Annotated in this window: 24 protein-coding genes and 2 pseudogenes; 8 read left to right on the top strand and 18 right to left on the bottom strand. The window is 72.1% G+C overall.

Going from position 1 to position 19289, the window contains the following annotated elements; all coding sequences use genetic code 11:
* The first annotated feature begins 28 nt into the window (after window positions 1–28).
* Window positions 29–535: a GNAT family N-acetyltransferase gene (locus tag ACIA5C_RS08150; protein ID WP_396052501.1), complete on the top strand. Its 507-nt coding sequence runs from the start codon at window positions 29–31 to the stop codon at window positions 533–535.
* On the opposite strand, the gene ACIA5C_RS08155 is transcribed toward ACIA5C_RS08150, so the two are convergent.
* From ACIA5C_RS08155 to ACIA5C_RS08170, 4 genes are read right to left on the bottom strand one after another with little or no spacing between them, the layout of a single operon-like run.
* Window positions 532–1146: a maleylpyruvate isomerase N-terminal domain-containing protein gene (locus ACIA5C_RS08155; RefSeq protein WP_396052502.1), complete on the bottom strand. Its 615-nt coding sequence runs from the start codon at window positions 1144–1146 to the stop codon at window positions 532–534. The genes ACIA5C_RS08150 and ACIA5C_RS08155 overlap by 4 nt on opposite strands.
* Complete coding sequence (locus ACIA5C_RS08160) at window positions 1146–1982, bottom strand: alpha/beta fold hydrolase (RefSeq protein WP_396052503.1); 837 nt, start codon at window positions 1980–1982, stop codon at window positions 1146–1148. Before ACIA5C_RS08160 ends, ACIA5C_RS08155 begins: the two co-directional genes overlap by 1 nt.
* Window positions 1979–2800, bottom strand: coding sequence for an SDR family NAD(P)-dependent oxidoreductase (locus ACIA5C_RS08165; RefSeq protein WP_396052505.1), 822 nt, complete (start codon window positions 2798–2800; stop codon window positions 1979–1981). The genes ACIA5C_RS08160 and ACIA5C_RS08165 overlap by 4 nt, the downstream gene beginning before the upstream one ends.
* Entirely contained in the window at window positions 2797–4233 is a 1437-nt protein-coding gene (locus ACIA5C_RS08170; protein ID WP_396052507.1) for a flavin-containing monooxygenase, read from the bottom strand. The genes ACIA5C_RS08165 and ACIA5C_RS08170 overlap by 4 nt, the downstream gene beginning before the upstream one ends.
* Before the next feature lie 70 nt (window positions 4234–4303).
* Here ACIA5C_RS08170 and ACIA5C_RS08175 point away from each other — a divergent pair, with 70 nt between their 5' ends.
* Both ACIA5C_RS08175 and ACIA5C_RS08180 read left to right on the top strand, forming a co-directional pair.
* Entirely contained in the window at window positions 4304–5308 is a 1005-nt protein-coding gene (locus ACIA5C_RS08175) for an AraC family transcriptional regulator ligand-binding domain-containing protein (RefSeq protein WP_396052509.1), read from the top strand.
* Between the two features lie 20 nt (window positions 5309–5328).
* Window positions 5329–6042 (top strand): class I SAM-dependent methyltransferase, encoded by a 714-nt coding sequence (locus tag ACIA5C_RS08180; RefSeq protein WP_396052511.1) that lies wholly within the window; start codon window positions 5329–5331, stop codon window positions 6040–6042.
* On the opposite strand, the gene ACIA5C_RS08185 is transcribed toward ACIA5C_RS08180, so the two are convergent.
* On the bottom strand, window positions 6039–7055 hold the full coding sequence (locus ACIA5C_RS08185; protein ID WP_396052513.1) for an LUD domain-containing protein: 1017 nt from the start codon (window positions 7053–7055) through the stop codon (window positions 6039–6041). The two genes, ACIA5C_RS08180 and ACIA5C_RS08185, sit on opposite strands and share 4 nt — an antisense overlap.
* Before the next feature lie 107 nt (window positions 7056–7162).
* On the opposite strand from ACIA5C_RS08185, the gene sigJ reads away from it, so the two are divergent.
* Complete coding sequence (sigJ, locus tag ACIA5C_RS08190) at window positions 7163–8044, top strand: RNA polymerase sigma factor SigJ (RefSeq protein WP_396052515.1); 882 nt, start codon at window positions 7163–7165, stop codon at window positions 8042–8044.
* 34 nt (window positions 8045–8078) lie between these two features.
* Here the strand turns inward: sigJ and ACIA5C_RS08195 are convergent, their stop codons facing one another.
* Together ACIA5C_RS08195 and ACIA5C_RS08200 are read right to left on the bottom strand one after the other, a co-directional pair.
* A complete protein-coding gene (locus ACIA5C_RS08195; RefSeq protein ID WP_396052517.1) occupies window positions 8079–8360 on the bottom strand; it encodes a DUF4873 domain-containing protein in 282 nt (93 codons plus the stop codon).
* Window positions 8353–9021, bottom strand: coding sequence for a TetR/AcrR family transcriptional regulator (locus ACIA5C_RS08200; RefSeq protein WP_396052519.1), 669 nt, complete (start codon window positions 9019–9021; stop codon window positions 8353–8355). The genes ACIA5C_RS08195 and ACIA5C_RS08200 overlap by 8 nt, the downstream gene beginning before the upstream one ends.
* A gap of 46 nt (window positions 9022–9067) precedes the next feature.
* On the opposite strand from ACIA5C_RS08200, the gene ACIA5C_RS08205 reads away from it, so the two are divergent.
* The 3 genes from ACIA5C_RS08205 to ACIA5C_RS08215 all read left to right on the top strand — a co-directional run bounded on the left by ACIA5C_RS08205 (window position 9068) and on the right by ACIA5C_RS08215 (window position 10408).
* Window positions 9068–9937 carry a diiron oxygenase gene (locus tag ACIA5C_RS08205; protein ID WP_396052521.1) on the top strand — a complete coding sequence of 290 codons (870 nt, stop codon included), beginning with the start codon at window positions 9068–9070 and terminating at the stop codon, window positions 9935–9937.
* A 106-nt stretch (window positions 9938–10043) separates the two neighbouring features.
* Window positions 10044–10220 carry a hypothetical protein gene (locus tag ACIA5C_RS08210; RefSeq protein WP_396052523.1) on the top strand — a complete coding sequence of 59 codons (177 nt, stop codon included), beginning with the start codon at window positions 10044–10046 and terminating at the stop codon, window positions 10218–10220.
* A 5-nt stretch (window positions 10221–10225) separates the two neighbouring features.
* The gene (locus tag ACIA5C_RS08215; RefSeq protein ID WP_396052525.1) at window positions 10226–10408 is read left to right on the top strand and encodes a hypothetical protein; all 183 of its coding nucleotides are present in this window, start codon (window positions 10226–10228) and stop codon (window positions 10406–10408) included.
* Between the two features lie 4 nt (window positions 10409–10412).
* Here the strand turns inward: ACIA5C_RS08215 and ACIA5C_RS08220 are convergent, their stop codons facing one another.
* The 4 genes and pseudogenes from ACIA5C_RS08220 to ACIA5C_RS08235 all read right to left on the bottom strand — a co-directional run bounded on the left by ACIA5C_RS08220 (window position 10413) and on the right by ACIA5C_RS08235 (window position 13141).
* On the bottom strand, window positions 10413–11240 hold the full coding sequence (locus ACIA5C_RS08220) for an LLM class flavin-dependent oxidoreductase (RefSeq protein ID WP_396052526.1): 828 nt from the start codon (window positions 11238–11240) through the stop codon (window positions 10413–10415).
* A 36-nt stretch (window positions 11241–11276) separates the two neighbouring features.
* Window positions 11277–12128: pseudogene (locus ACIA5C_RS08225) on the bottom strand (alpha/beta fold hydrolase).
* A 9-nt stretch (window positions 12129–12137) separates the two neighbouring features.
* Window positions 12138–12521, bottom strand: coding sequence for a PPOX class F420-dependent oxidoreductase (locus tag ACIA5C_RS08230; protein WP_396052527.1), 384 nt, complete (start codon window positions 12519–12521; stop codon window positions 12138–12140).
* A 29-nt stretch (window positions 12522–12550) separates the two neighbouring features.
* A complete protein-coding gene (locus tag ACIA5C_RS08235; protein WP_396052529.1) occupies window positions 12551–13141 on the bottom strand; it encodes a dihydrofolate reductase family protein in 591 nt (196 codons plus the stop codon).
* A gap of 58 nt (window positions 13142–13199) precedes the next feature.
* On the opposite strand from ACIA5C_RS08235, the gene ACIA5C_RS08240 reads away from it, so the two are divergent.
* Window positions 13200–13652 (top strand): winged helix-turn-helix transcriptional regulator, encoded by a 453-nt coding sequence (locus ACIA5C_RS08240; RefSeq protein ID WP_396052531.1) that lies wholly within the window; start codon window positions 13200–13202, stop codon window positions 13650–13652.
* Here ACIA5C_RS08240 and ACIA5C_RS08245 read toward each other — a convergent pair.
* The 7 genes and pseudogenes from ACIA5C_RS08245 to ACIA5C_RS08275 form a co-directional block, all read right to left on the bottom strand.
* A complete protein-coding gene (locus ACIA5C_RS08245) occupies window positions 13623–14069 on the bottom strand; it encodes an AAA family ATPase (RefSeq protein WP_396052533.1) in 447 nt (148 codons plus the stop codon). The two genes, ACIA5C_RS08240 and ACIA5C_RS08245, sit on opposite strands and share 30 nt — an antisense overlap.
* Window positions 14070–14300: 231 nt before the next feature.
* Window positions 14301–14474 carry a hypothetical protein gene (locus ACIA5C_RS08250; protein ID WP_396052535.1) on the bottom strand — a complete coding sequence of 58 codons (174 nt, stop codon included), beginning with the start codon at window positions 14472–14474 and terminating at the stop codon, window positions 14301–14303.
* 20 nt (window positions 14475–14494) lie between these two features.
* Window positions 14495–15040, bottom strand: a complete 546-nt coding sequence (locus ACIA5C_RS08255; protein ID WP_396052536.1) for a class I SAM-dependent methyltransferase — start codon at window positions 15038–15040, stop codon at window positions 14495–14497.
* A 58-nt stretch (window positions 15041–15098) separates the two neighbouring features.
* Complete coding sequence (locus ACIA5C_RS08260) at window positions 15099–15470, bottom strand: maleylpyruvate isomerase N-terminal domain-containing protein (protein ID WP_396052538.1); 372 nt, start codon at window positions 15468–15470, stop codon at window positions 15099–15101.
* Window positions 15471–15581: 111 nt separating this feature from the next.
* Window positions 15582–16406, bottom strand: a complete 825-nt coding sequence (locus ACIA5C_RS08265) for an alpha/beta fold hydrolase (RefSeq protein ID WP_396052540.1) — start codon at window positions 16404–16406, stop codon at window positions 15582–15584.
* Window positions 16407–16527: 121 nt separating this feature from the next.
* A pseudogene (locus tag ACIA5C_RS08270) lies at window positions 16528–16740 on the bottom strand (hypothetical protein); the annotation flags it as partial.
* Window positions 16741–16824: 84 nt separating this feature from the next.
* The gene (locus ACIA5C_RS08275; protein ID WP_396052542.1) at window positions 16825–17811 is read right to left on the bottom strand and encodes a polysaccharide deacetylase family protein; all 987 of its coding nucleotides are present in this window, start codon (window positions 17809–17811) and stop codon (window positions 16825–16827) included.
* Between the last annotated feature and the right edge of the window lie 1478 nt (window positions 17812–19289).

Below are 19289 nucleotides of genomic sequence, written 5' to 3' on the forward strand. Positions count from 1 at the left end.
GCCGGCCCGGGGCGGCGACAATAGGGCGATGGATCTCCGGCCCGCGCGCCCGGGCGAGGCGGCGCTGCTCAGCGACCTGGCCCTGCGGTCCAAGGCCCACTGGGGCTACGACGCCGCGTTTCTCGAGCGCTGCCGGCCGGTGCTCACGCTGCGGCCCGGTGAGGTCGAGTCCCGGCACACGGTGGTCGCCGAGGACGGCGGGGCGGTTCAGGGGTTCTACACGATCGACGGCGAGGAACTCGGCAACCTCTGGATCGACCCCGCTCACCTGCGCCGGGGCGTCGGCCGCCGCCTCTGGGAACACGCCGTCGAGACCGCCCGCCGGCTCGGCCGGGCCGAGCTGCTGGTCGTCGCCGACCCGCACGCCGAGGGCTTCTACCGGGCCATGGGCGCGGTCCGCGTCGGCGAGGTGGCGTCCGAGGTCGACCCCGGCCGCCGGCTGCCCCTGCTGCGGGCGCCGCTCCAGCCGAGGGCGACCCGCGGCGGCCGTGCCGCTCTAGCCGAGCGCGACCCACAGCGGCCCGCGGCACTCTAGCCGAGCGCGAGCCGCCGCGGCGACAGCCGTTCGAGCAGCGCCGGGTCGGACGCCCGCCCGGTCGCCGCCCGCAGGAAGTGCAGCGGGTCCGGCGCCCGGCCGCCCGGTCCGAGCAGCAGGTCCTGCAGCACCTCGGCGGCGGCCGGCGTCAGCCACGACGGCACCCCGGCGGCGTCGGCGAGGTCGAACCCGTGCACGGCCACCTCGACCACCCGCGTGGTCAGGAAGTCGTCGAGCAGCATGGGGTCGCCGTGCCGGGTCCGGACCACCCGGCCGGGCGGCTGAGCACGGCAGGCCGCGGCCACCTCCGACACCGTCGCGGCGAACGCCGCAAGCTCGTCGTCGACCACGGCGGACCGGGCCGTCGCGACCCGGTCGGCGTTGGTGGCCGGGCTGAACCGGGCGTCGGGCCGGTAGTAGTCCACGGCCGGGACGGTCGCCTCCGAGGGCGCCGGTGCCGCCAGCATCGTCGTCACCCGGCCCACCGCGACGCGTACGTGCGCCAGCAACTCGCGGACGTCCCACGGCGCGCACCGGGTCGGCCGCGACCACCGGCCCGCAGGCAGCGCGGCGACGAGGGCCTCCGACTCGGCGACCAGGACGTCGAGCATCAGTACGCCTCCAGGAACGGCCTCACCAGCGCGGCGAACTCGTCCGGGCGTTCGATCTGGGGCATGTGGCCGGTGTCCGGGAACAGGTGCGACTGCGCGGACGGGAAGGCCAGCCGGGCCGCCGCGAGGTGCGCCGACGGCAGGATCAGGTCGCGCGACCCCCACACCAGCAGGGTCGGTTTCTCGAGCCGGGCCACCTGCGGCAGCAGTTCCCGCCGCCAGGCCGGCGCGACGCCCCACACGCCGCCCAGCGCCCGCGCGGCCTGGAGGTAGACCGCCGCGAAGTCGGGCTGCCGGGCGATTTTCACCGCGGTCTCGATGCGTTCCCTGGTCACCAGGGCGCCGTCGAAGAAGATGCTGCGTTCGGTGCGGCGGGCGATGCGCGGGTCGGCCATGCGGCGCAGCAACGGCCGGCCGACGCCGGGCAGCGCCAGGATGCGGAGCGCGGCGGTCACCGTACGCCCGAAGCCCGCGCTGTTGACCAGCGTGAGCGTACGCACCCGGTCCGGTTCGTCGACCGTCATCCGCATGGCCACCGCGCCGCCGAGCGAATTGCCCATCAGATCGGCCGGCCGGTCGACCGAGAGCGCCGACAGGGTCGCCCACACGCCGTCGGCCAGCGAGCCGAGGGAGATGACCGGGGCGAGCCGCTGCGACAGCCCGAATCCGGGCATGTCCAGGCTGATGATGCGATGCGTCGAGGGCAGCCGCGAGTGCTGCAGTTCCCAGTCCTCGAGGCTGCGCCCGATGCCGTGCAGCAGCACGATCGGCGGCCCGCCGGCCGGGCCGGTCTCGTGATAGCGGATGCGCGCCCCGGAGACCTCCACGTAGTTCACCGCGCCGCCCTCCGCAGGATGCTCTGGTGCCCGGCCGGGAAGAGGCGGGCCAGCAGGTCGGGCACGCGCGCGCTGTTCGCGATCAGCACCCGGGCCTTGCGGTGCCGCACCGCCGCCAGGATCTCGGCCGCCGCCTTCGACGGCGGGTAACTCAGCAGCTTGGCGAACACCTCGCGGCCGGAGGCGGCCTCCTCCGGCGGTACGCCGCTGCCGGCGCGCGCGTTCTCGGCGATCCGGGTCCGTACGCCTCCCGGGTGGACCGTCGTCACCCCGACGCCGACCTCGCCGAGTTCGGCGTGCAGCACCTGGCTGAGTCCGCGCAGGGCGAACTTGCTGGCGCTGTACGCGCTCTGCCCGGGCGGCGCGATCAGTCCGAAGAGGCTGGACACGTTGACGAGGTGGCTGCCGGGGGTGGCCGTGAGCAGGGGGAGCAGCGCGTGGGTGAGCAGCATCGGCGCCCGGAAGTTCACGTTCATCACCGTCTCGAATTCCTCGACGGTGACCTGCGAGAACCGTCCGCCCAGCGCGATGCCGGCGTTGTTGATCAGCAGGCCGAGCGAGGGCAGCGAGCTCAGCAGCGACTCGGCCAGCCCGTCGACGGCTTCCCGGGAGCCCAGGTCGACGACGCGGGACTCGACCGCGACGCGGGGATAGGCGGACGACACCTGGGCCGCGACGTCCTTGAGCCGGGTGGCGTCCACGTCGACGAGCACCAGCGAGCTGCCCCGGGCCGCAAGCCCGTGGGCCAGCTGTTCGCCGATCCCGCTGGCCGCGCCGGTCAGCACCGCGGTCCTGCCGGCGAACACGTAAGGCTTCATGCCCTGGCCCCTTCGAAGATCATGTCCTCGGCCACGTCGGTCCGGCGCGCGGCGAAGACGTCCCGTAGATAGTTCTGCCGGACCAGCCACGGATCGCGATCGCCCTGGCGCGGGAATTTCTCGAGTGCGCGCTGAACGTACCCGGAACTGAGGTCGAGCAGGGGACGGCCTCGACCACCGGGGGTCTTCGGCGTGGCGACGGCGTAGCCGTGCCGCGCCATGTGGCGCAGCAGCCGGCAGACGTAGCGCGACGACAGGTCGGCCCGCAGCGTCCAGGACGCGTTGGTGTAGCCGATGCAGTAGGCCAGATTGGGCACGCCGTCGAGCATGAGCCCGCGGTAGGCCGTGCGTGATCCGATGTCGACGGGCGTCCCGTCGAGTGACACCTCGACCCCGCCGCACGGTATCAGCGAGAGCCCGGTGGCCGAGACGACGATGTCCGCCGCCAGGAGTTCGCCGGATGCCAGCCGGATGCCCTCGGCCTCGAAGGACGAGACCTGGTCGGTCACGACGGACGCCCGGCCGGTCTTCACCGACGCGTAGAGGTCGCCGCCCGGTATCACGCACAGCCGCTGGTCCCACGGGTCGTAGACCGGCTTGAAGTGCCGGTCGACGTACTCCTCGTCGCCGAGCCAGCGGACCGCCACGGTCCGCAGCAGCTTCCGGACGGTCTGGGGCCGCCGCCGCGCCAGGTGGTAGAACCCCTGGGACAACAGCACATTCTTGGCCCGCACGACCCGGTTCGCCGGCTTCGGCGGCAGCGCCCGGCGCACCGCATCGGCGATCACGTCGCGCCGCGGCAGCACGGTCAGATAGGTGGGGGAGCGCTGCAGCATGGTCACGCTCGCCGCGGTCCGGGCGAGCGCCGGCACCAGGGTCACCGCGGTGGCTCCGCTGCCGATCACCACGATCCGCTTCCCCGCATAGGACAGGTCGGACGGCCAGAACTGGGGATGGACCACCTGCCCGGCAAACGATTCGATTCCGGGGAAGTCGGGCTGGTAACCCTGTGAGTAGTCGTAGTAGCCCGCGCAGGCGTACAGGAAGTCGCAGCTGACCGACGACCCGTCGGCCAGCCGGAGCTCCCATCTCGAGCCGGCGGACGACCAGTTCGCGCCGGCCACCCGGGCGCCGAACCGGATGTGCGGCGTGATGCCGGCCTCGTCGGCGGTCTCCACGATGTACTTCCGGATCTGCGCACCCGATGCCAGCGACTCGGCCCCCCGCCACGGCCGGAACGGATAGCTGAGCGTGAACATGTCGGAGTCCGAGCGCACCCCCGGATAGCGGAACAGATCCCAGGTCCCGCCGATCGCGTCGCGCGCCTCGAGAATCGCGTAGCGCGTGCCCGGTCGCATCTGCTGGAGCCGCCAGGCCGCGCCGATCCCGGACAGGCCGGCGCCGATGATGAGGACGTCGAAGTGTTCGGTCATGGCGCCAGTCTGGCCATCGGCGCGGCGACCAGACTTGCCTTCGCGCGACACTGATTTACCCTGTGACGACATGGGGACGATGGTGCGGGCGGCCGGGCTGCGGGGACTCCCGGCACTGATCGACGAGCTGGGCGGCGACGGCCGGGAGTTGTTTGGTCGCTTCGGCGCCGACGCGGCCGCGCCGGCCACCGACGACGCGGTGGTCGAGTCGATGGCGGCGGGGCTGATCCTGGAGGCCGCCGCGACCGAACTGGACTGCCCCGACCTGGGCCTGCGCCTGGCCGGCCAGCAGAACATCAGTGTGCTCGGCCCGCTGTCGCTGGCGATCGAGAGCGCGGACACCCTCGGCGAGGCGCTCGACTGCGCCACCCGCTTCCTCTTCGTGCACAGTCCCGCGCTCACCGTCGGCCAGGTCGGCGACCCGTCGGGCCGCCCCGGCGTGGTCGCCCTGTGCTACGGCAGCACCGAACTCGAACCCATGCCGCCGCAGTCCGCCGACCTCGGCCTCGGCCTCCTGCACCGCAGCGTCACACTGCTGGCCGGCGGCCGCTACGGCCTGCGCTCGGTCCACCTGCCGCACCGGCCGCTCGCCCCGGTCGCCCGCTACACCGAGTTCTTCGGCGCCGACGTCCGCTTCGGCCAGGCGAATGCCCTGCTGCGCGTCCCGCAGGCGCTGTCCGCCACCCCGATCGCGGGCGGCAACCGGATGCTCCACGCGGCCGCCCTCGACTACCTGAGCAGTCACTATCCGGCGCCCTCGCTGTCGGCGGCCGAGCACGTCGAGCGCTTGATCACCCAGGGTCTGGGCTCGGCGCCGGTCGACATCTCGGCGATCGCACGGAACCTCTCCACCCACCCCCGCACGCTGCAACGAAGGCTTTCCGCGGAGGGCACCGGCTTCGAACAGATTCTGGATTCCGTACGCCGGAACGCCGCCCACCGCCTCATCACCGGCACGTCGATCCCGTTCACCCAGATCACCGCCATGGTCGGGCTGACCGAGCAGTCCGCCCTTACGCGCGCCGTACGCCGGTGGTTCGGGTCATCTCCGCGCGATCTGCGGCGGAGTTCCTGAGCGGCGGCTATCCTCAGCCGATGTTCTCGCCCCAAGGCCCCTCGCTGCGCGAACTGACCGTCCAGGCGCTCTCCTCGGTCGAGCACGGCTACGACCTGCTGGCCCCGAAGTTCGACTACACCCCCTTCCGCACCCCGTCGCGCATCCTCGCCGCGACGACCGACGCACTGTCCGGCCTGGGCCCGTTCGACCGCGGGCTGGACGTCTGCTGCGGCACCGGAGCCGGGCTGGACGTCCTCGCGCGGGTGTGCCGCCGCGGCTTCACCGGCGTCGACTTCAGCGCCGGCATGCTCGCCCAGGCACGGGCCGGCCACCCGCGCGCCGAGCTGGTGCGGGCCGACGCGCGGGCGCTGACGTTCGACGGCGACTTCGACCTCGCGGTCACGTTCGGGGCGCTCGGCCACTTCCTGCCCGCCGAACGCCCGGCCGTCTTCCGGGGCGTCTTCCGGGCGCTGCGGCCGGGCGGGCTGTTCGCCTTCCCGACCGTCGCGCCGCTGCCGCTGACCTCACCCTGGTACTGGGCGGCCCTCGGCTTCGACGTCGCCATGCGGGTCCGCAACGCCCTCTGGCGGCCGCCGTTCGTCATGTACTACCTGACCGCCGAGTTCGCCGACCTCCGCACCGACCTGCTCGCGGCCGGCTTCACGGTGAGCGTCCGGCCGCTGCCCGCCCTGGGCACCCGCGGCGACGGCACCCTCCGCTGCGGCCTGCTGCTCGCCCGCAAGCCGTCCTAGAACCCGATCGGCTCGCGCAGCAGCAGGACGGTGGCGCGGCCGGGCCGGGGCTCGGCGTTCAGCACCAGCAGGCGGTTGACGGCGCTGGGCGCGCCGTACGCCTGCTGGGTGCGGGCCGATTCGAGCGGCAGCACGTGCTCCTCGATGCGGCGCAGCGCGTCCTGGAGCGTGGGCACGACCTTCTGCGCGCCGACGACCCAGATCGCGCGGGCCGCGCCCCCGGCGTAGGCGGGCAACTGGCTGCCGCTGCCCGAGGCAGCGACCAGCGAGCCGGTCTCGGTGACCGCGTTGACGCTGCCCACGACCACCTCCGGGCGGCCGAGCAGCTGCCGGTACTCGTCGGCCTGCGTCACCCGGTCCATCGCCAGCAGCCGCGGCCGCAGTGCCCGGTAGCGCCCGCTCGCGTTGATGTCCTCGTCGATGCCGGAGAGCCGCAGCGTCTCGCTGGCCGCGGTGAACACCTCGGCGCCGTCCGGGACCAGCTCCCGGACCCGGGCCCGGGCGGCCGCCGCGTCATCGAGGATCTCGACCCGGAAGCCGTTGGCGGTCAGCGCGGTCGCCGCCACGTCGAGCCGCGGCCCGGGCGCGAAACCGCCCAGCGGCGACGGGTCGACGTAGCGGACCTCGTAGACCCGCTCGGCGAACCGCCAGCCCTCGGGCGTACGCCGGTAGCGGTCGTGATAGATCGCGTAGTTGAGCCCCTGGCGCCCGTCGAGCATGCGGGCCAGCTCGTGGATGTACGCCCGGCCGGTCGCCACGTCGCCGTCGAGCCGGATCGTGCCCGGGTGGTACGTCTGCACGAAGAAGTCCCACTGCTCCTGCAGCTTCTCCCCGCCGGCCCGGATCTCCTCCGGCCCGGTCAGCTCGATCGGCACGTTCGGCATCCGCAGCACACCGTCGGAGGTGAACAGCCCGGCCAGCCGCGCCCGGTCGCGCATCATGGCGCAGTCGGTGAACTCGCCCCGCAACGCCTCGATCTCGACCCGGTCGGCGACCGCCTGCAGATCACTCATCGTCTTCCCCCTCGTGAATCGTTCTCACCGGTCCGACGACACACCCGGCCCGAATGTCAGGCTCACAAATCCACGGCCAGAATCGTCAGAGGGGGGTGATGGCAATCATGGGAGAACGGTCGCAGCTGCTCAACCTGGCCTACCGGATGCTCGGGTCGCTCGCCGAGGCCGAGGACGCGGTGCAGGAGGCGTACGCCCGCTGGTACGCGATGCCGGCCGAACGGCAGGAGCAGATCGCGTCACCCGGGGCCTGGCTGAGCACGACGACCAGCCGGATCTGCCTCGACCTGCTCGGGTCGGCCCGCATGCGCCGGGAGCGGTACGTCGGCGAGTGGCTCCCCGAACCCGTGCCGGACCGGGCCGGTGACCCGGCCGAGCGGATCACCCTCGACGAGTCGATCAGCACGGCGTTCCTGGTGATGCTCGAGTCGATGACGCCGCCGCAGCGGGTCGCGTTCATCCTCCACGACGTCTACCGCTACTCGTTCGACGAGGTCGCGGACATCGTCGGGCGTACGCCCGCGGCCTGCCGCCAGCTCGCCTCGTCGGCCCGCCGGCGGGTGCGCGAGGCACCGGCGCCGGTGGCACCGGCCCGGCAGGCCGAGGTGGTCCGCGACTTCCGGGTGGCGTGGACGGCCCAGGACATCGAGTCGCTGATCGGCCTGCTCGACCCGGACGCGGTGGCGATCGCCGACGGCGGCGGCCGGGCCGTGGCGTTCCGCGACCCGGTGGAGGGCGGCGCGAACGTCGCCCGCCTGCTGGTCTGGCTGGTCGGCCAGGTCCCGGCCGGCCTGGTCATCGCCGAGAGCACGGTCAACGGCCGGCCCGGCCTCATCGCGCGGCTGGACGGCGTCACCACCACGGTCTACGCCTTCCAGCTCACCGGCGACCGCATCAGCCGCCTCTGGATCGTCCGCAACCCGGAGAAGCTCCGGCTATGGTCCGAGGACCCGCTCGGGCCGCCGGAGCACGAGCCGGCCGAGTCGTAGCGCCGTCCGGACCGGCAGAAGCGGTCCGGTGACGTCAGGGACCGGCGCGGAACCAGGGCGGGGTTCCGGTTCCGGAGAGGCGGACGCCGCCCCAGGGGTCGGGCTCGCTCACGCGTACGGAAATCTGCTCCGCACCCGGCAGCACGAGGGTCGCCGACCGCAACCCCGCCGCCACCTGGTCGCACAGCGACCTCGAAGGGCCGGTGCGGCCCGCCCAGCGGAAGCGGCCCTCCAGAGGCTCGAACCGGGCCGAGAGGCGCACCTCGACCGGAACGCCGTCGAGCACCGCCGGTCCTCGGTAGCCGAGGTCACTCATGGCCGGTCTCCTCCCGATAGGCCGCCAGCCCGCCCGGCACGTCGGCGGCCTGCCGGATGCCGGAGACGCCGCTCCACAGGAAGGCCGTCAGGTAGTCGCCGAGGGCCTCCCGGCTGATCGGCTGCTGTTGCCGCAGCCACCAGTCGCCGACCGACTGGACGTAGCCGACCACGCCGTAGGCCCAGGGGAGCGCGGCGCCCGAGTCGAGCCCGCGGGCGCGCAGGCGGTCGCCGAGGATGCGGGCCAGGCCGCTCGCGACCGTGTCGACCACGTCGGCCACGACGTCGCGGCCGCGGGCGATCTCGGGCTGGTGGACGACGAACTGGTAGAGGTCGGGGTCGGCGGCGATGTGGGCCAGGTAGGCGTCGATGGCGGCGGCTATTGCCGCCTGCTCTTCCCGTACGGAGGCGACGGCCGGAGCGATCGCATCGAGCACCATGCCCGCCGCTTCCTGGCCGACGGCGAGCCAGAGCTCGGACTTGTCGGCGAAGTAGCGGTATAGCACGGGCTTGCTGACGCCGGCGTGGGCGGCGATCGCGTCCATGCCGACGTCGGGGCCCAGCCGGCGGATCGCGTCGATGGCGGCCGCGGTGAGTTCGGCCCGGCGCTGTTCGCGGTGGCCGGCCCAGCGGCCCTTGCGCCCGTCGGCGTCCGGATTCATGCTACTAGAAGTAACTGTTACCGCCGGTAACGTCAAGGAGCTTCTCATGACGGCAGACCGCCTCCTCCGTGCCTCGGCCGAACACTCCTACGACCCGGACGTCGAGATCGACTGGGATGCCCCGCTCGCCGACGACCTCTACTTCGTGCCGCCGCACCGGTCCAGCCTCTACGGCACCCCGCTGTGGGATGCCCTGAGCGAGCAGCAGCGGATCACGCTGACCCGGCACGAGGCATCGAGCATCGCCGGGCTCGGCATCTGGTTCGAGACGATCCTCATGCAGTTGCTGATCCGCTCGTACTACCGGGACGATCCGACGACCGCCTCCTCGCAGTACGCCCTGACCGAGGTGGCCGACGAATGCCGCCACTCGGTGATGTTCGGCCGCATGATCGACAAATTGGACACTCCGGTCTACCGCCCGGACGGTGTCAACGCGGCCCTCGGCAAATGGATCGCGGCGACCGGGACCGGCCCCCGCATGTACGCGGCGATCCTCATCTGCGAGGAGATCCTCGACACGCTGCAGCGCGAGGCGATGGTGAGTGAGCAGGTGCAGCCGCTGGTCCGCATGGTGTCCCGGGTCCACGTCGTCGAGGAGGCCCGGCACGTGCGCTTCGCCCGCGACGAACTGGCCTCCTCGGTTCGCGCCGCCGGTCGCGCGCGGCTCGCCTTCGACAAGGTCGTGATCGGCCGGGCCGCCTACCTGTGCGGCACCCGGCTGATCCATCCCGCGGTCTACCGCTCGGTCGGCATCGATCCGGCGGCCGGCCGGCGGGCGGCCTGGGCCAACCCGCACTACCGGGAAACGCTGCGCTGGGCCGGCGAACGGGTGGTGGCGTACCTCTCGTCGCTCGACCTCGTGGCGGGACCTTTGTGGAGAATGTCCGGCTTGCTCCCGCTGCTTGACCGATGAGTCGCGTCGCTATCGGCCGGACGGCCGGTGGGTGTTTCCCGCGCGGCATGCGACAGTGGCCGCCGAGTCTGCTGCCCCCCGGCCGGCTCGGAAAGGATCACGACCGATGGACGACGCCCTGCGGGCCTACGGAGCCGGTCACGCCGACGGCCTCGCCGGCGAGGCCGACGAGGGCCGCCTGGCCGACCCCGACTACCGCACCGGGCTGACCGACGGTCAGCTGGCCAAATTCGAGAACGAGCTGATCGCGGCCGTCCGGCGGGCCCTCGGTGAGGCCCGGTGAACACCATGGACGACGAGCTCATGGCGTACAACCTGGGCCGCGCCGACGGCGGCGCCGGCCGCCGCGACACCGCCCGGGCCGACGACCCGCAGACCGGCGCCGACTACCGGATGGGCTTCCTCGACGGCCGCATCGAGGTCTTCCAGATGCTCGCCCAGGTCCGCAAGTTCCTCGACGACGGCCACTAGATTCCTACGGCCGGGTTCCCAATGGCCCGGGCGGGCCGGCGTCGACGACCTGCATGGAGAGTTCCAGGGAGTCGAGCCAGAACAGCGACTCCAGCCACCACGTCATGCCGGCCTCCGCCAGGCCGGCCAGGTCGGCGTGCTGAGGTTCGTCCCAGGCCGGGCTCGCGTTGCCGCGGACCACGATGTCGAAGGGACGGTCGCGCGGCATGGCGGCGGCCAGTCCGCACACGTCGTCCGGCGTGAGCGTGCGCTCGCCGGGGTTGGGGAAGATGCCGTCGGCGCGGGCCGCGCGTTCGAGGACGCGCGGGTGGCCGGTCGAGCTGCCGATCCAGATCGGGAGCGGGTGCGGCTCCGGTGTGGTGGCGTCGAGGCTGACCCGGTAGTGCTCGCCCTCGTGGCGGATCTCCTCGCCCGCCCAGATGCGCCGGACCAGGCCGAGGCCCTCGTCGAGCCGGGCCGACCGCAGCCGCTCGCCGGTCTGTTCGCCGAACGCCCCGAAGTCGCCGGTCTCGTCCGATCCCAGTCCGGCGCCGAGCACCAGCCGGCCGCCGGAGAGCCGGCTGACCGTGGCCGCCTGGCGGGCGACGACCCACGGGCGCCGCCGCGGCAGCGGGGTTACCATCGGGCCGAGCCGGAGGCGCTCGGTCACCTGGGTCATCGCCGCCAGGGTGCTCCAGGTGTCGACGATCGGGCTCCGCGCCCCGGTGACGTGATCCCAGAGGAAGACGCCGTCCCAGCCCGCGGCCTCCGCCCGGCGGGCCAGTTCGACGAGGTCACGTGGATCGCCGAACGGCCCGAACGGTGGCAGGTAGATTCCGTAGCCGACTGTCATGAACCGAGATCCTAGAGCGCCGGCCCGGCGCCGGCCCTACCGTAGCAGGGCGCTGACCACCGCCTTGGCGAACTCGGCCGGCTGCTCGACGTGGCCGAAGTGGCCGCTGTCCTCCAGCACCGTCAACCGCGCGCCCGGGATGCCGTCGGCCGGCATCCGCGCCCAGCGCGGGCCGCAGATGAAGTCGTGCGCGACGGCGGTGGGCGCGCTGATCTCGCCGAGGCGCGGCGTGACGTCGTACGGGACCGGGTCCTGCGCCGACGCGGGCGCGGCCCACGCGCGTACGTTCTCGGTGAAGCGCCGGAATTCCGCCCGCCGCGCCCAGTAGTCGGCGAAATAGAGCGGCACTCAGCGCCTCGTCATCGGTGGCGGTGATCGCCTGCTGGAAGGCGGCCGGCACCGCGGCGGCCCCGGGCACGTCCGGGTAGCGCGCCGGATATGCCGCGAGCCCGGCCGGCGCGGCGGCGAAGAAGTCCGGCCGGTCAGAGGCGACGTGTCGTAGAGGGCGAGCCCGGCAACCCGGCCCGGGTGCTGCGGAGCGTATTGCAGGGCGACGAAGCCGCCGTAGGAGTGACCGAGGACGGTGACCTCGCGTTCGCCGAGGTGATCGACGACCGCGGAGAGGAACCGCACATAGGTCGCGATGTCGTAGGTGTCGAGGCGGCCGGAGCCGCCGGTGCCGACCGGCTCGAGGTAGACCATCGTGAAGTGCTCCTCGAGGCCCGGCGCCCGCAGATAGCCGGAGTCGATGCCCGGGGCCGCCCGAGTGGCGACGCCGACCAGACCCAGTCCCGCAGGGCGTGCTTCTCCAGACCTCTTCCCGGGTGATGCCTCCGTCGATGGTGGCGCCGGGGGCGCCGGCCGCCGGAACAGGGCGCGGCGGGCCATGGTAGGCGGTCAGCTGACGCCCACGGTCTGCCGGTCGGGTTCGACGACGGCGACGACCCGGTTCCGGGAGCGGTCGTACGGCGACCCGATGTACTTCATCGCGATCCGGTCGATGATCTCCCATGCCTCGTCGCCGTCGAGCCATTCGACGACGCGGCCGCGGACGGTCACCGGCAGGTACGGGTTGTCGACCGCGGTGAGTGACAGCGCCACCCGCGGGTCGCGCCGCAGGTTGCGGGCCTTGCGCGACTCGGGGCCGGTCAGGAACACGATCCGGTCACCGTGGGTGCCGACCCACAGCGGGACGCTGTGCGGCGACCCGTCCGGAAGGACCGTGGCCAGGTGGGCGACGGCGGTGCTGTCGAGGTGGGCGCGGATCTGCGGGTCGAGCATCTCGTTTCTCCTTTTTGACGTTCGGCGGCCTAGTTTTCGACGGCATAGTGGATGTGGGTTACGCCCGGTGCCGGGACGGCCTCGATGAGGCGCAGGCGGACATGCCGGGGGAGCTTCCGGAAGAAGGGGCGGCCCTCGCCGAGCAGGACCGGCACCTGATGAAGGATCAGTTCGTCGATCAGGTTTTCTTCGAGCGCGGCGGTCACCGTGCCGCCGCCCTGAAGGCCGACGTCCTTGCCCCTGCTCAACGCGCGCGCTGCCTTTACCGCGTCCGCGATGCCCGTGGTGACAAGCGTCTGCCGCTCGCTCACCGGCACGGGCCGATGGCTGAGCACGACCAGCGGCGCCGCCGGGTGCGGGCTGCCGCCGCCGAACCCCTCCGAGTCGTCGTAGGTGTTCCGCCCGGCCACCACGGCCCCGATCCGGCCGGCGAGCGCGTCGAACACCCGGGCGCTGGGCGCGCTCAGCCGGAACCCGTCGAAGACCTCGCTGGCGGTGTCCCCGTTGAAGTACCAGTCGAAGAGTGTGCCGCCGTCGCCGAGCCCGTGCCCGGCCCCCGGGTCGCGACCGGTGATGTAGCCGTCGACCGACACCGAAAGTGCGCTGATCACCTTGCTCATGACCTGACCGTAGCAATCAGAGTTCCCTAAGGGAACCCCAACTGGTAAAGTTCGTGCCATGCAACGAACGAGCTTCGGCGACATGGCGTGCTCGATCGCGCGCACCCTCGACGTCATCGGGGAGCCGTGGTCGCCGCTGATCCTGCGCGACGTGTGGGTCGGCATGAACCGCTTCGACCAGATCCAGGCCGACCTCGGCATCTCCCGCAAGGTCCTCACCGAGCGCCTCGGCTACCTGGTCGACCGGGGCATCCTGTCCCGCAGGCCCTACGATCAGCGGCCCCGCCACGAATACGTGCTGACCGAGCAGGGCACCGAACTGCTCGAGATGCTGATGGTCATGGTCGCCTGGGGCGACCGATGGCTCGCCGGGGAGGCCGGTCCGCCCGTCCTCTACCGCCACCACACGTGCGGCGAGATCAGCCACGCCACGCTGACCTGCGCCCACTGCGGTGCGCCGATGCACCCCGGCGACATCGACCTACTGCCCGGCCCCGGAGCCGCGCAATAGCTCCTCGACGGTGTCGGCCAGGTCGGCCCGGCGGCCGTCCAGCACCAGCGTCGCGCCCCGCCGCAGCAACGGCTCGACCTCCTCGACATATCGGGCGATCTCGGAGCGATGCTCCGGCTTCTTCCCGTACGGGTTCCCGACGCGTTTCCCGACCCGCTCGAGCAGAGTCGCCAGCGGCGCGGTCAGCAGCACGACGTGGTCGAACCGGTCGTAGAACCGCCCCTGATTGGCGACCGTCCCGCTGACGACGAGATCGGGCCGGCGCAGAAGGCGGCTCATCCGCCCCTCGTCCCACTGGCCGTCCGGCCGCGTCCAGCCGTCGTAGTCGGTGTCGACCGTCGCGTGCCCCCGCCGGCCCAGCTCGGCGAGCAGCGTCGACTTGCCCACCCCCGACATCCCGGTCACCAGCACCCGCACGGCCCCGACGCTACAGCGACCCGTCCACCGGTCCCGGGGCTTTCCGGCCCGGGCGCCTCGTCCCCGAACTGGCCGGCCGCCTCGCGGCCATTGCGCGGCTTGCGCCCCGGCCGGCCCGGTCGTGGACCCTGGTCCGTCCTGCTCCGGCGGGATCGGTCGTGGACCCTGGTCCGTCCTGCTCCGGCCGGACCGGTCGTTGACCCTGGTCCACCACGCTCCGGAGGGGCCTGATCAGCAGGCGAAGACGACCAGGTCGAGCCGCTCGACGATGCGGTCGGGGAGGCGGCCCTCGGCGGCGTCCCGCTCCATCGTCCGCAGACCCTCCTCGAACAGTGCGTCGTCCAAAGTTGCCAGGTTGCTCAGCGACCGGCTCCAGGCCCGCGCGACGAACTCCTCTGCGCTCACGGCGAGCACCTGCGGAACCTTCACACGCGCGACGCGCGGCAGGTCGATCGAGGCGAGCAGCGACGCCATCTGCGTCCGGTCCGGCCAGGCCGCCGGAAGTAGCGGTAGTACGGCAACTCCTCCGGCCGTCCGAACCCGCCGCGCAGCAGCAGGTGCCCGCCCGGCTTGAGCACACGGCGTACGCCGGCCGTGAACGCCGCCAGATCGGTCACGTGATGGACCATCTGCGAGGCCCAGATCGCGTCGAACACCGAGGCGCGGAACGGCAGAGCCTCGGCCGCCCCGCCCACGAGCGGTCGGCAACGGCAGACGGCCCGCATCGCCGCCGCCGGCTCACACGCTACGACGGCCGCGTCGGCCGCGTCGGCCAGCGCGCGGGTGAACCGTCCGGTGCCCGCCCCGAGATCGAGGACCAGGCCGTCGGCCCCGGGCAGGTAGGGCCGGGCCGCGGCCATCCAGGCGTCGACGTCCGCCGCCCGCAACTGCCGCCCCCGGTCGTAGCGTCCGGCCAGGCCCGCGTCGAAGATCGCGCGCGGTGGCCCGGGGTCCACGTCGTCAGCGTTCACTGCTCCCGCTTTCGTGTTCGGCCCGCCGCTTCACGATCGGCATGACGTGATCACCTCGCTACAGCGCCGCGATCGACTGCGGTGCCCTCTCCCGGCGGCTGAGCGCCCGCACCAGCGCGGCGACCCCGTGCCGCCGGGCGGCCATCCCGCAGAGCACCGCGACCGCCGAGTCGAGGCATCCGGCCGGCAGCGCGGGCGGCCGCAGTCCGACGCTGACCGCCAGGTCGTCGCCGTGCACGGTCAATTCGAGCAGCCGCGTGGTCAGGTAGTCGTCCAGCGTCAGCGCCCACCGGCCCCACGGCAACTGGACCACCCGGTCGGCCGGTTCCGCCGGCAGGCGCCGCTGCATCTCGGCCAGCGCCGCGACAGCGTCCGCGATCAGCGACTGCGCTCCGGCGGCTGCCTCGGCCGACGCCTCTCGGACCGTCACCGCTCCAGTCTGGGCACGACCGTACGGCGCCTCAACCCCCCCGGGCAGGTGACGCGAAGAAGGCATGCGGGAGCGGTCCCGGGCCGCCGGAAGCGGCCCGGGAGGGCAACGTCAGGAGCGGATGAACTCCAGCAGGTCGGCGTTGATGACCTCGGCCTGCGTGGTCGGCATGCCGTGCGGGAAGCCCGGGTACGTCTTCAGCGTGCCGTTCTGCACCAGCTGGGCGGACAGCGGGCCCGAGTCGGCGTACGGCACCACCTGGTCGTCGTCGCCGTGCATCACCAGGACCGGCACCGAGATCTTCTTCAGGTCCTCGGTGAAGTCGGTCTGCGAGAACGCGACCACCCCGTCGTAGTGGGCCTTGGCCGAGCCCATCATGCCCTGGCGCCACCAGTTGCGGATGAGCGGCTCGATCGGCTCGACACCGTCGCGGTTGAAGCCGTAGAACGCGGTCGCCGGCAGCTCGTAGTAGAACTCGGCGCGGTGGTTGGCCACCTGCGACATGATGTCGTCGAAGACCTTCTTGGGAAGGCCGCCCGGGTTGGCCTCGGTCTGCACCATGATCGGCGGAACCGCGCTGATCAGCACCGCCTTGGCGACCCGGCTCTCGCCGTGCCGGCCGAGGTAGTGTGCGACCTCGCCACCGCCGGTCGAGTGCCCGACGTGGACGGCGTCGTGCAGGTCGAGGTGGGCGGTCAGTGCGGCCAGGTCGTCGGCGTAGTGGTCCATGTCATGACCGTCGGAGACCTGCGACGACCGTCCGTGCCCGCGCCGGTCGTGCGCGATGACCCGGTAGCCGTGGCCCAGGAAGAACATCATCTGGGTGTCCCAGTCGTCCGCCGAGAGCGGCCACCCGTGGCTGAAGACGATGGGCTGTCCCGTGCCCCAGTCCTTGTAGAAAATCTCCACACCGTCGTTGGTCGTGATCGTTGGCATCTGCCGACCTCCGTCTTCATCCCCCTGAGGGCCCGAACGAGCCCCTCGGACGACGCTAGCCAGCCTCTTGTTGCGAGGCCAGACCGAAGTGATGAACAACTGGCGCGCTCAGCCCCTTGCCGCGGGACCGCCAGCTGAGCACCGAACCCACCGAGGCCGCGGACAGGACCGACCCTATAGCCACGAAACACCCGATGGACCCGATTGCCGCGATCGACCCGATCGACCCGATCGACAGCACGGAGCCGCTGGAGCCGATCGAGAGCACGGAACCTTTCGACCACAGACTCAGTACCGATCCTTCGGATCGGTAGGACAGCCATGACTTACGCATGCGCCGATTCTTGCGCACCTTTGCGCGTACGCGCCGTCTTCCCGTACGGGCCGTCTTCCCGTACGGGCCGTCTTCCCGTACGCGTCAAGCAAGCAAATCGCCGAGCGTGACCAATCGATAGCCCGCCCCCCGGAGGCGTTTGATGATCGCCGGAAGGGCGATCGCGGTTTCCGGTGCGTTGGCCTCGGTGATGTGCAGCACCGCGATCGAGCCCGGTCTGGCATTTTTGACCGTGTCGGCGGTGATCCGCGCCGGATTGTTGCCGAAGGCGTCGCCCGAGACGTCGTCATATTCGACGACCGTGCACCCGACCGGCGCGACCGCGTCGAGCGCGGCCGCGTCATAGCACCCACCGGGGAACCGGAAGAACCGCGTCGGATGGTCGGTGTAGCGCCCGAGCACCTGAAAGGACCGCTCGACGTCGGCCGCCATGTCTGCCCGTCCGATCGTGCCGAGCCCGTAGCATTTGCCCCGGAACCCTTCGTGCGCCCACGAATGGCTGGCCATCTCGAACTCCGGGTCGGCGGCGATCCGCCGGGTCAGCTGCGGGTACGCCTCGACCCACTTCCCGGCCAGGAAAAACGTCGCCGGCGTGTGCGACTTCTGCAGTTCATCGACGACCGCCGCGTTGGCATAACTTTTGACCTTGCCGTCCGCGAGCCGGCGCAGCATGGCATCGGTCATGTTGGAGTCGAAGGTGAGCGCGATCTCCTTCCTGCTGCGCGACCCGTGGAAGATCACGGTCGGGTGGGTGCCACGCTTGCGGGCGCCGGGCCCGGCCGGCTCGGGGAACTGCAGGATCGTGGCGCCGCCGACCGGCTCGGCCTCCGCGATCTCGGCGCCGGCCACCTTCTGCGTGCTGACAACGCCGATCGTCACGGCGGCCGTCGGCGCCTGGCCCTGCGCCGGTGCCGACGATTGCTCAGGCGCCGGCTTCGAGGCGGCCGGCTGTGCGGCGACCGGCTTCGCGGCGACCGGCTGCGCGGCGACCGGCTGCGCGGCCGGGCTGCAGGCGGCCACTCCGGCAAGGACAAGTAGGACAGCGGCCGCGCAGGCCAGGCGTTCCCTCACAAGGGCCGCACAGTATCGGGCCGGTTCAACTCCGCGGCGAGCCGGGCCCGTTCGGCCGGGCAGCCCAGCTCCGCGGCCCGACCACTGGCGTATGCCACTCCCATTCACCGCCCGTGCACTCGGCACGGCCGGCCCATGCCTGCCCGACCCCAGAACTGTCATCACCACGCCGGAAGCCTCCCATCTCCCGCCCGATCTTGGCCCCGGCGGCCCGTCATGGCTGTGGACGCCTCAGGCTGTGGATAACGGCCGGAAATGTCATACGCGTGTGCTTAGATATCCCACCCGTTAATGTGTGCGGGCTGTGTCGCCGACATTTGGAAATTGCTTTGGCATGATCGAATATTGGCGAAAGGAAGTGATCGCGCGAGAGAATTATCGAGTGCGACAGCTAGAGCTTTTCACCCCAGCAGAACTGGCGCAGATGCGCGACCGCACAGCGTCGCGCAATTATTCTCCCGAACGCGACGAATTCCGACGAGAGCACGAGCGCCACCGAGCGTGGGGCCTAGCCCAGCGCCACGCCAGGAAGCGACAACGGTCGCAGGGCGCCAACAGCAGCCGACCGCAACCACCGGCAGGCACGAGCACGCCGACGCACCCACCGGGCCGCCGCCAGCCCACCGGCCCCAGCACCCTGCCCCAGTCGCACCGCCAAGCGCCGACCAGGGAACCGGTCCGACCGAGGCAGCAGCCCGCCCGCCCTTCACGCCAAAATCTCGCGTCCGCCGCGTCCGCCGCGTCCGCCGCGTCCGCCGCGTCGGCGGTGTCTGCCGCGTCGGCCGTGTCTGCCAGGCGCGCGATGCCGGCCGGGCCGGCCGCGTTTGCCGGGCCTACGGTGTCTGCGGGGCCGGCCACGTTTGGCGGGCCAGCGGCGCCTGGGCCGACTGTGTCTGCGGAGCCGACGATGCCTGCCAGCCGTGAACTGGGAACGGGCCAGGCCCGGGTCCGACAGCGTGGCCGGACCCAACAGGTTGGCCGGAGTGGCTTGACCTGGGTGGCGGACAAGGCCGGCGGCGATCTCGGCGACGTGATCGCCTTCGACGGCCCGAACGGTCCGAGACCGTCATGTTGATCACCGAGTCCAGCTGACCCGCGGCCGCTCAGCCCAGCTCGGACCGAACGACGCCCCGGCTGGCCCGGCTGGCGGACGGGTGCCGGGCTGCTGGCACCGGCGGCGGGCGGTGCCGTCCTAGCTATCAGTTTGGCTGGCCGGGACGGTTCCGCTATTGCTGCCAGCTTGGTTGGCCGCAATGGTGCCGCTGTTGCTGTGGGCTTGGCTGGCTGGTCCGTGTGCCGACGCTGTGGAGGCGGCCAGCAGTGTGAGAGGCACATGCGGTCTGCCGGTGCTGCGGGCATCGGCGGTGCTGCGGGCATCAGCGGTGCTGCGGGCATCAGCGGTGCTGCGGGCATCAGCGGTGCTGCGGGCATCAGCGGTGCTGCGGGCATCGGCGTTGTTGCCCGCGTGGGCGGTGTTG

It is taken from the genome of Actinoplanes sp. NPDC051343 (assembly GCF_044455125.1).
Taxonomy (GTDB): Bacteria; Actinomycetota; Actinomycetes; order Mycobacteriales; family Micromonosporaceae; genus Actinoplanes.